The following is an 11,021-nucleotide window of genomic DNA, read 5'->3' on the forward strand; positions in this document are numbered from 1 at the left end:
CGACGCCACCGCACACCCCTCGACGATCAAGCGGAAACAGAACGTCGAGAGCATCCCTCACCCGACCGAAACCATGCTGACCAGCAGAAACTCAACGATCACATCCGGTAAGACAACGGCTTCTCAGGCTCTTCGGCACTTTCCGTGAATCGGGCCGGTCAGTGGGCCAAGAGAATGCGTCGGCGGAGGAGATCGAACCCGGCCCGGCCGTAGTGCTGGCGCTTGAGGAGTTTGATTCTCGTGACGTTGCCTTCGACGGCGCCGGAGCTCAGTGGGAGTGTGAGTCCGGCGGTGACAGCGGAGAGATCTTTGCGGAGTCCGTTGGCGAAGGTGCGAATCTCTTTGACCTCGGATTTCGTCGGCCTGGGCGAGCCAGTCTCCCAGCCGGTGCCCTTCTCGACGGCGCAGGATGGTGGCGAAGCCGCGGGCCAGGCGGCCGGCCTCGGCTATCTCAGGGCATCGTCCGCAGACGTCCTTGAGGTCTTGGCGGGCCTGGTCGCTCTGGTTCTCCGGTCGGCCGATGATCCACCGGACGACATCAGCGACCGCAGGCGGTGGCGGAGGAACCGCTCGTGGGCCGTTGTGCCTGGCCAGAGTGTTGAGGAAGCGCCGGATGCTCCTGCGGCCCCCGCGATAGCCACGGTCGGCGAGTTCTGCGAGAAGGGTCTGTGCGTTATCGCATCCCTCGGCCCACCGGCGGGCGAGGTAGGGCTGGTGCCGTGTCAGGGCGCTGGTGCGGCCGGGCCGCTCGCGTATCAGGGACTCGGCGGTGGCGGCTCTCGCGTATCGCCGTACCGTTTTGCGGTCGAGCCCGAGCCGTGCGCTGATCGCGTCGATGGTGAGGCCCTGCCGGAACAGGGTCTGGACATCGTGGTGCCGCTCCCGGGTCTTGCGTTCGTAGGCAGACTCCCCAACCGGGCTGCTGGCCGGGGCAGGAGTCGCCTCGGGCTCGAGCTCGGGGACCTTCAGGCAGGAGCGGTGCCGGGTGACCGTCTTCTCGAGGCCGGTGGCGAGGTTGTGGAGCAGGTGCCAGCGGTCTGCGACCTGCGGGATTCCGGGCTGGCCGCGTTCGGCGCCTTCGGCGAAGGCGCCGCCGCGGTCCCGGCAGACGGTGCCGATGTGCGGGTGCTGGCGGAGCCAGGTGGCTAAGGTGTCGGCCGTGTGGTCGGGCAGGACATCGACGGGGCGGTGGTTGTCCATGTCGATGAGGATGGCGCCGAAGCGCCAGCCGCGGCGGAAGGCGAACTCGTCGACGCCGAGGACGGTCAGTTCGGGCACTTCCGGGAGGTCCATGGAGCGGATCAGCCGGAAGAGCGTTGGCCCGCTCACAGGGGTGGCCAGCCGTTCGGCGAGGCGTGCGCCGGCCTGTCCGCCCAACGCCAACGCGACTTGTCCCAGCAGGTGTTGAAGGTTCGCAGTTCGCCTTCCGTGGCGGAAGGTGAGCTGGTCGACTTGCTCGACGAAGGTCTTCTTGGCGCAGTCGGTGCTGTCGCAGAAGAAGCGCCGGACTTCGAGGTCGATCGCTGTCTCCTGTCCGGCGACCGCGATGTCGGCGAGCCTGCGGCCGTAGCGGCTATGCACTCGGACCGAGGGCGTGTCGCACCCGGGACAGCGAGCTGTCGCCGCGATGCATCTGGCAGTGATCCGTACCGACGTGCCGACTCGGATGACGGCGTCGACCATCACCTGAGACAGGTAAGGAAACAAGACTTTCAGCAGCTCAACCGCGTGATCCCCCACGCGAAGAGCTACCCAGGGATCACTGGCTTCACGGAAAGTGTCGAAGAGCCAGCACTCAAAGGCCATTGACAGGCGTCCTCCGGCGCAGCCCCCATCACCACAGCCTCCGGCAAGCAGCTCTACGTCGGCCGGCGCCGGATCAGAACAACCGACTCACGACGCGGCCTACCCCTGAGCGTTCTCCACTCTCACTGCCTCCGGCGGGCCAACGCCCACCGACGGGGACGCGGAGACTGGCACTCGCAGGCCCTCCTGGGTGGCCTTGCTGTGGGTGGGTCACCTCAAGGGGCCATCTCGGCCCAGCTGCGGGTGCCGGTCGCGGCGTCAGGGGACAGACCCTTCCTGTGCGAGGCGGTGAGGGTGTCGCTGAGCGCGTTCGCCGTGTCCGTGACGGATTTGCCCCCGCTCGTCGTGTTGTACGAGGGCGGTCTCGCCTGGCCGGTCAGGGATTCTCGTCACCGGGGAGGGCGGTGAGCCAGCCTCGCCGCCCTGCCTGGAGGCCGGCTTGGAAGCGGGTTCTGGCGGTGAGTTGGTGCATGAGGCGGCCGATGCGGCGTTCGACGGTGCGTTGGCTGACCTTCAGTCTCTGGGCTATGGCCTGGTCGGTGAGGCCGGCGGCGAGGAGCGCGAGGATGAGCTGGTCCAGTGCGGACGGGGCGCTTCCGTCCGCGTGAGTTGGGTGGCGGGTTTCCTGCCATAGCGGGGTGGCGCGTTCCCAGAGGGTTTCGAAGAGGGTGACGAGTGCGTCGAGGAGGGGGGAGGCGTGCAGCAGCATCGTCTCCCGGTCGGCCGGGAGCTCGAGGGGGAGGATGGCCTGGCTGCGGTCGGCGATGATGATCTTGAGGGGGACTCCGTCGAGAACTCGCGAGTGTTCGCCTGCGGCGGCGAGTTGCCGGCTTGTTTCCAGGGCGTCGGAGTGCTGTATCGACCGTGTGTCGTAGAGGCCTCGCCATTGGACGCCGCGCTGCATGCTCTCCAGTTGCGGCTGCATTCCCTCCGGGTCGGTGGGGGCGACGTATGGCGGGGTGTCGATGATCAGTACTTCGGTGCGGGCGGCGCGCTGCAGTGCGATGACCCGCTGGGTGATGGCGTCGTGGCCGCTGAGGATCTCGACTCCGCGGGGGGTCGCGTTGGGGCTTGCCCGCATCAGTTCGGTGAGCCGGGCGGCGGTGAGCCGGACGTGTTCGAGTGCGTGCCAGCGTTGCAGGATGAGGGCTTCCAGCGCGATGTCTGGCGGGGCCGGGGAGAAGCGCGCCGGCCGGGTTGCCGACCTACTGGCCAGGCCTTTCGTCTCCAGTGTGCGCAAGACGGTGCGCAGTTGGGCGGTGCTGAGCCCGGTGTGGTCGGTGAGCTCGCGCAGTGTTGAGCTCCCGCGGCTGAGCAGGACGCGGTAGAGGTGTTCCTCGCCGGCGTCGATGCCGAGGACTTCCAGGCTGGGTGCGTCGCCGGTGTCCTTGCGGGCGGTGCGGTGGAGCCGGGTATCGGGTGTGTTCACGTATGTCTCCCCGCGGGTTGTCTTCGGTGTGTGGCAGCACGGCCGGCTGAGTGGCGGGTTTCCGCATGGGTCGGGATTCCGTCACTCCTGTGGGTGTAACCCACCCTAAACTGCCGGGCAAGCGCAAGGCGTTGACGGATTCCTGCCGTGAAGCGGAGACCCGGTTCAGTCGGTGGGATTGCCTCCCTCTTCGCGGTCCCACCGGGTCTGCGGCACGGGGGAGGGGGCGGTCCGTCCGCGTCTGCGGTGCTGTGCTGGGAGGCGCACCCCGCCTCCCAGCACAGGAAGTCACAGCGTCCCCCCAACCATAGAGGTGTCATGTATAGATCAATGCGGACAGGGCTTAGCGCGGCGGGAGCGGCCGTGCTGGCGGTGGGCCTCGCCCTCACCGCGGCGCCCACGGCGGCCGCCGGTCCGGAGAAGTTCGGCGGTGAACGCGCCGACTACGTCGTGGTGCTGGCCGACTCGGCAGGCGACCCGGGTGCGACCGCGCGCGAACACGCGGAGCGTTTCGGCGGCGAGGTCGGCCGTACCTACCGGCACGCGCTCAAGGGCTATTCGATCCGGATACCTGCGGGGGCGGCGGCGGCGCTGGCCCGCAGCCCGCATGTGGCGTCGGTGGAGCGCGACCAGACCTTCTCCACCCAGGCGCAGACGGTGCCCACCGGCGTCCAGCGCATCTTCGCCACCCAGAACCCCAACCTCGACATCGACGGCCAGGACGACAAGCGCATCGACGTCGATGTGGCGGTGGTGGACACCGGCGTCGACCCCGACCACCCCGACCTCGACGTGGTGGACTCCATCGACTGCTACAACTACGGCTTCCCGGGGTGCAGCACCGCTCCGTCCCAGACCGACGACGGCAACGGACACGGCACCCATGTGGCCGGCACCATCGGCGCGATCGACAACGGCACTGGCGTGGTCGGGGTCGCGCCCGGAGCGCGGATCCACTCGGTGAAGGTCCTCGGCGACTGGGGCACGGGCAGCCTGTCCGGCATCGTGGCCGGCATCGACTGGGTGACCGCCCGCGCGGACACCATCGAGGTCATCAATATGAGCCTGGGCAGCGAAAGCACCACGGCCGCCTTGAACACGGCCATCAGCAACGCTGTGGACAAGGGCATCGTCGTGGCGGTGGCGGCAGGCAACAGCAACAAGAACGCCTCCACGTTCTCCCCCGCCAACCACCCGGACGTCATCACCGTCTCCGCGATGGCCGACTCCGACGGCAAGGCCGGCGGCACCGGCGGCGCCCCCGCCTGCAGGCCGGAGGACAAGGACGACCACAAGGCCACCTTCTCCAACTGGGGCACCAGCGTGGAGATCACCGCACCCGGAACTTGTATCTACTCGACCTACAAGGGCGGCGGCTACGCCACCCTGTCCGGAACATCGATGGCCAGCCCGCACGTGGCCGGCGCGGCCGGCTACTACGCCAGCCTGGACAACCCCAACAACCGCGCCGACGTCATGAAGATCCGTGCCGATCTCATCTCCGCCGGAAACACCGGCTGGACCGATACCTCCGGCGACGGCGTCAAGGAACCCCTGCTTGACGTCGCCGCCCCGTAAATCCCCGATCAGCCGACAGGGTTGCGGGGCACACCGGCCCCGCCGCCTCCGGTTCCCCGAGGCCGGCACCTACACGGCCAACCGCGCCGTCACCGTCACCGACAGCGAAGGCGCCACCGGCAGCGTGACCGTCACCGTCTCCCCGTAACTCCCGCCGTCCCTGCCTGGGGCGGCCGGGCAGGCCACGGGTCATCACAGGCGACTTCGAGCAGGAACAGAACAGGCCTGTGACGGCGGTGTCATGGCCGCCAAGTACTCCTGCGGTGGCCGCCGGGTCAAACCGGCCCGGCCACCGGATCCCCTCACTCACACAAGGAGGAAGAGGAATGCTGTTCCGAAGCAGAAACCCGCGGCGTGTCTTCGCCGCAGCCTGTACCGCCACGCTGATAGCGGCGGGAGGCGCCCTCGTGGCTCCTGCCGCGCACGCGGCCCAGGGCACCATCGTCGGCGCCGACCGGACGGATGCGGTGGCCGGCTCCTACATCGTCACGCTCAAGAACACCCCCGAGGTGCGTTCCGCGAGCGTGTCGGCCACCAGCGACGATCTGGCCGGCCGCTACGGCGGAGCCGTGAAGCACGTCTACACCGCCGCGCTGCACGGCTTCTCGGCACGGCTGTCCGAGCAGGACGCACGCAAGCTCGCCGCCGACCCGATGGTCGCGCGAGTGGAGGCCGACGGCGCCGTCCGCACAGTGCAGGACAACCCGCCCTCGTGGGGCCTGGACCGCATCGACCAGCGGTCCCTGCCGCTGGACGACACCTACAACCCCCCGAACACGGGCAGCGGCGTGACCGCCTACGTCATCGACACCGGCATCCGCACCAGCCACAACGACTTCGGCGACCGGGCCAAGAGCGGCTACGACTTCATCGACAACGACAACAACGCCGACGACTGCCACGGCCACGGCACACACGTCGCCGGCACCGTCGGCGGCAGCGCACACGGTGTCGCCAAAGAAGCCACCCTCGTCGGCGTACGCGTCCTGGACTGCAACGGCAGCGGCGCCTGGTCCCAGGTCATCGCCGGGATCGACTGGGTCACCGCCAACGCCTCCGGCCCCTCGGTGGCCAACATGAGCCTGGGCGGGGGGCTAAACCAGTCCCTCAACGACGCTGTCGCCCGGTCCGTCGCCTCCGGCGTCACCTACGCGGTGGCCGCCGGCAACTCCAACGCCGACGCCTGCGGCACCTCCCCCGCCAGCACCCCCCAAGCGGTCACCGTCGGAGCCACCGAAAGCAACGACAACCGCGCCTCCTACTCCAGCTTTGGCTCCTGCCTGGACCTGTTCGCACCCGGCAGCAGCATCACCTCCACCTGGAACACCAGCGACACCGCGACCAACACCATCTCCGGCACCTCCATGGCCTCCCCCCACGTCGCCGGCGCCGCGGCCCTGCTCCTGGCCGACAACCCCGGATGGTCACCCCAGCAGGTCCACGACACGCTCGTCTCCGACGCCACCTCCGGCGCGGTCGGCAACCCAGGCCCCTCGTCACCGAACCGGCTGCTCCACGCCGTACACGACCCCGGCGCCCCCCTCGCCTCGTTCACCGCATCATGCTCGACAAGCAACCGCACCTGCTCCTTCAACGCAGCCGGCTCCTCCGACCCCGACGGCACCATCACCACCTACAAGTGGGACTTCGGTGACGGCGCCAACGCCACCGGCAAGACACCCTCACACACCTACTCCAAGAGCGGCCGCTACACGGTGAAACTCACCGTCACCGACAACGACGGCAAGACCAACCTGGCAGCCAAGGAAGTACTCGTCGGCCCGAACACCGACCCCACAGCATCCTTCACCCACAGCTGCAAAGACTCTGGCGTCGGCAGCTGGTACTGCAACTTCGACGCAACCGGCTCCTTTGACCCCGACCACGAAGGCACCATCAAGTCCTACGCCTGGGACTTCGGCGACGGCCACACCAGCCCCTTCGCTCAAATGTTCAACTGGTACAAGCCAGGCACCTACACCGTCACCCTCACCGTCACCGACGACCGCGGCGGCACCGACACCACCACCAAAACCCTGACCGTGGGCTGACCCACCCATCCCGGCGGCCGGGGCGAGCCGGCCCCAGCCGCCGGGACCAGACACCCACCCCCGCCACCAGCCCGCCAAGGGCCATGGCGAGCGACAGCTGATGCCCCCGTGGTGATTCGGCCTGCGAATAGAAGGGGCTCAGCACGGCGGCTCGCTCGACGGAAAACCGCACCGAGGGCGGCAGCGGGATCGACTATCTGGCCCTGCTCGACACTGGCCACCGCACCCGCCAGGCTGTGCTGGACGATCCGCGCCACGCCTTCTGGGGCTGAGCCGGTTCAGACCGGGTAGCTCTCGGCGAGAGGCGGAGCCAGAGCGCCGACCGGCAGCGTCTGGGGAATCACACCCATTCTGAGCTGGGGCCCAGTCAGCCGGAGAGCGTGGTCCAGGACGTCCAGCACGACCCTCGACAGGTCCTGCTATCCCTTTCGGCCGTATCCGGCTGGCCCCCAAACCACCCTCACCCTTCGCGTCGCCGGCGAGGCCCGCGGCGCGACCTCGCAATAATCAACAGCGGCCCGATTCCCCAGCGGGACAAGGACACCACGTTGCCCCGATGAACGAGGGGGAAAGGCGCTGCGACACCGTCCGCTCCAGCCGCGGGTTCGTACAAGCCCGGGCCCGGGGACCGAGGGGCACTCCGCCCTGTGCACAAAGGTTCCTTCGGCCCGTGAGATGGCCGCACGGGTCCCCGTAGCCTGGAAGCTGAGATCGGACCGCCGGTCCCGCCGAGGCCCGCGACGCACCGTGGCGAGCCCGGGCCAACCCACGAGGAGCACGATGGCCGGCCGCGCGCCCGAATCCGATCCCGCCCAGGACGACCCCCGGATCACCCCGCCCCGCCACCACGCGGTGGGCGTCCACGCGGTGACCAACGCGATGATCATGGCGCAGCGGCAGATGGGCGTCGTACGCAGCGCCCGTACCCTCCTGCGGGTCAACCAGCCCGACGGCTTCGACTGCCCGGGCTGCGCCTGGCCCGAGGAGCGCAAGGTCCACCGGGCGGAGTTCTGCGAGAACGGCGCCAAGGCCGTGGCCGAGGAGGCCACCCGTCGGCGGGTCACGCCCGCGTTCTTCGCCCGGCACTCCGTGTCCGAGCTGCTCGGCATGTCCGGCTACTGGCTGGGGCAGCAGGGCCGGCTCACCCACCCCATGCTCCTCGAAGAGGGCGCCACGCACTACGCCCCGGTCAGCTGGGAGCGGGCCTTCGAGATCATCGGCGAGGAGTTCGCCGCCCTGGACTCGCCCGGCGAGGCCGTCTTCTACACCTCCGGCCGCACCCCGAACGAGCCGGCCTTCGCACTGCAGCTCTTCGCCCGGAAGCTGGGCACCAACAACCTCCCGGACTGCGCGAACATGTGCCACGAGGCCACCGGGGACGCGCTGGTCGAGACCCTCGGTGTGGGCAAGGGGAGCGTGTCCCTCCAGGACATCCACCATGCCGACCTGGTGATCGTCGCCGGGCAGAACCCGGGCACCAACCACCCCCGGATGATGGCCGCCCTGGAGCAGACCAAGGGCAACGGCGGCCGGGTCATCAGCGTCAACCCGCTGCCCGAGGCGGGCCTGGAGCGGTTCAAGAACCCGCAGCGGCCGAGCGGGGTCCTGGGCGACGGCACGAAGCTCACCGACCTGTTCCTGCAGATCCGCACGGGCGGCGACCTCGCACTGTTCCGGGCGCTGAACCTGCTGCTGCTGGAGGCCGAGGACGCGGACCCCGCCACCGGCGTCATCGACCGCGCCTTCATCGAGGAGCACACCCTCGGCTACGAAGCCTGGGAGAAGGACGCCCGCACCACCGACTGGGACGAGGTCCTGGCCGCCACCGGGCTGCCCCGCGAGCAGATCGAGCAGGCCGCGCGAATGGTCCTCGACGCGAAGAGCGTCATCGTGTGCTGGGCGCTCGGCCTGACCCAACACAAGCACTCCGTGCCCACCCTGCGCGAGGTCGTCAACTTCCTGCTCCTGCGCGGCAACGTGGGCCGCCCCGGCGCCGGCGTCTGCCCGGTCCGCGGCCACTCCAACGTGCAGGGCGACCGCACGATGGGCATCTATGAACGCCCCACCGAGGCCTTCCACGAGGCGCTCGGCAAGGAGTTCGGCTTTACCTCTCCCCGCCGTCACGGCTACGACTCGGTCAACGCCGTCAAGGCGATGCGCGACGGCAAGGTCAAGGTCTTCACCGGCATGGGCGGCAACTTCGTCGCCGCGGCCCCCGACACACCGGTGACCGAGGAAGCCGTACGCCGCTGCGCGCTGACCGTGCAGATCTCCACCCAGCTCAACCGCTCGCACCTGGTCACGGGACGTCGGGCACTGATCCTGCCGACCCTGGGACGCTCGGACGAGGACCGTACGGAGGCGGGGCCCCAGTTCGTGACCGTCGAGGACTCGATGGGCCTCGTGCACGCCTCACGCGGGCGCCTGACGGGCGAACCGGCGCTGCGCTCGGAGACCGCCATCGTCTGCGCGATGGCCCGGGCCGCGCTCGGCCCCGAAGACGATGTGCCCTGGGAGGAGTTCGCAGCCGACTACGACCGGCTGCGGGACCGCATCGAGCGGGTCGTCCCCGGCTTCGACAACTTCAACGCCCGGGTCCGCGAGCCCGGCGGATTCGCCCTCCCGCACGCACCCCGCGACGAGCGCCGCTTCCCCACCCACACCGGCAAAGCCAACTTCACGGTCAACGACATGGTGGTCCTCGACCTCCCCGAAGGCCGCCTGCTCCTGCAGACCCTGCGCAGCCACGACCAGTACAACACCACCATCTACGGCCTGGACGACCGCTACCGCGGCGTCCACGCCGGACGCCGCGTCGTCCTGGTCAACCCGGCGGACATCACCGCCCTTGGCCTGGCCGAGGGCGCGTACACCGACCTCGTCTCCGAATGGCCCGACGGCCGCGAGCGCAGGGCCGCCCACTTCAAGGTGGTCTCCTACCCCACGGCGGTGGGCTGCGCCGCCGCCTACATGCCGGAAGCCACCGTCCTGGTACCCCTCGACCACACCGGGGACATCAGCAACACCCCCGCGTACAAGTCGGTAGTCATCCACTTCGAACCCGACAGCAGGCCGGACGCTGTCGTGATCATCTGAGAGACGTCAAGAGCTCCCCCGAGAGCAGCAGGAAGACGATTCCCTCGGGGGCGACGGTCTTGGGGCAGCCCCTCGGAGCCGACTGACAAGTCGCGCACGTTTCTGCAGAAGCCAGTTGCATTGAGCAAGCTGCCCCGACGGTTCTCATAGAACTTGGCAACCCCACAGCTCAGCTCGAGATCCACGGACAAGTTCGAGGCGACGGGACGAAGACCGCGCGTAATGACCCTCTCCGCGCGTTCTGCTCCGACTGGCGCGGGGCGTTGTAAGCGGTCACGGCGAGGGGCGCGGGACCGGCAAGACCGTCACGTTCTCCCCGGCGTGCTGCAGTTGTTCGATGAGGTGGGCGTTCTGTGTCTCCAGCTCAACGTTGCGCAGGGTCAGCGCCTGGATCTGGTTGACATAGGTGGCGACGGTGTCCTTCAGCTCGCGGATCTCGGCAGCCTGCTCGCTGCGAAGCTCGCGCTCCTTCTTCTTCAGCCGGGATACCTCCGCCCGCAACTCCTCCGGCTCCGGCCGACGGGTCTGCGGCGCTTCAAGGATCTCCTTCACTGCCTCGGCCACCGGCGAGCGGTAGTAGGAGGCGCGGGACACTCCGGCCTCGGTGCACACGTTGACGACGGTGACCGACCCGTCGGTGACTTCCGGGAGTCCGTGCATCAGGCGCTCGAAGGCTTCCATCAGGGCACGGTCGATGTCCGTCAGAGTGCGTCCGCTCTGACGGAGCCGCTCGACGGTATGCCGGATCCGGAGATTGGTTTCGTCATTCACGCCGGCTGCAAGGCCTTCCTGCCGTTGTTCTGGATGCTCTCGATGAGTTCGTCGAGTTCTGCCGCGTAGCCGGTCAGGGTGATGACCTGCAGCCGGGGGAGGGTCTCACGCTCCTTCTTGCTCATGTCCAGGACCGTCAGGGCCTGGTGACCGTGGCCACGACATACTGGCTCTGTCGCGAGTTCCGTGACTACCCCGTTGTTGATTGTCCTCTGACAGGCGATCTTGACCGATTGACAGGCGATATTGACCGGCTCTCAGCCCCTGAGTGCTCTGATGTGCCATCGAGC

Annotated in this window: 8 protein-coding genes; 4 read left to right on the forward strand and 4 right to left on the reverse strand. The window is 68.7% G+C overall.

From position 1 onward, the window contains the following. Positions 1-123 precede the first annotated feature (123 nt). Both AC061S_RS43550 and AC061S_RS43555 read right to left on the reverse strand, forming a co-directional pair. Positions 124-1,806 carry an ISL3 family transposase gene (locus AC061S_RS43550; protein WP_478691427.1) on the reverse strand — a complete coding sequence of 561 codons (1,683 nt, stop codon included), beginning with the start codon at positions 1,804-1,806 and terminating at the stop codon, positions 124-126. 376 nt (positions 1,807-2,182) lie between these two features. Then, a complete protein-coding gene (locus tag AC061S_RS43555; protein WP_478691428.1) occupies positions 2,183-3,235 on the reverse strand; it encodes a TrmB family transcriptional regulator in 1,053 nt (350 codons plus the stop codon). A gap of 330 nt (positions 3,236-3,565) precedes the next feature. On the opposite strand from AC061S_RS43555, the gene AC061S_RS43560 reads away from it, so the two are divergent. The 4 genes from AC061S_RS43560 to AC061S_RS43575 all read left to right on the forward strand — a co-directional run bounded on the left by AC061S_RS43560 (position 3,566) and on the right by AC061S_RS43575 (position 9,960). After that, on the forward strand, positions 3,566-4,813 hold the full coding sequence (locus AC061S_RS43560; RefSeq protein ID WP_478691429.1) for a S8 family peptidase: 1,248 nt from the start codon (positions 3,566-3,568) through the stop codon (positions 4,811-4,813). Then, a complete protein-coding gene (locus AC061S_RS43565) occupies positions 4,794-4,961 on the forward strand; it encodes a hypothetical protein (protein WP_478691430.1) in 168 nt (55 codons plus the stop codon). Before AC061S_RS43560 ends, AC061S_RS43565 begins: the two co-directional genes overlap by 20 nt. A 178-nt stretch (positions 4,962-5,139) precedes the next feature. Continuing rightward, positions 5,140-6,864, forward strand: a complete 1,725-nt coding sequence (locus AC061S_RS43570) for a S8 family serine peptidase (protein WP_478691431.1) — start codon at positions 5,140-5,142, stop codon at positions 6,862-6,864. A gap of 780 nt (positions 6,865-7,644) precedes the next feature. Continuing rightward, entirely contained in the window at positions 7,645-9,960 is a 2,316-nt protein-coding gene (locus AC061S_RS43575; protein ID WP_478691432.1) for an FdhF/YdeP family oxidoreductase, read from the forward strand. Between the two features lie 273 nt (positions 9,961-10,233). Here AC061S_RS43575 and AC061S_RS43580 read toward each other — a convergent pair whose 3' ends face one another. After that, entirely contained in the window at positions 10,234-10,641 is a 408-nt protein-coding gene (locus tag AC061S_RS43580; protein WP_478691433.1) for a hypothetical protein, read from the reverse strand. A gap of 86 nt (positions 10,642-10,727) precedes the next feature. Continuing rightward, positions 10,728-10,856 carry a hypothetical protein gene (locus tag AC061S_RS43585; protein WP_478691434.1) on the reverse strand — a complete coding sequence of 43 codons (129 nt, stop codon included), beginning with the start codon at positions 10,854-10,856 and terminating at the stop codon, positions 10,728-10,730. Positions 10,857-11,021 lie beyond the last annotated feature (165 nt).

The organism is Streptomyces sp. CA189, assembly GCF_056428985.1.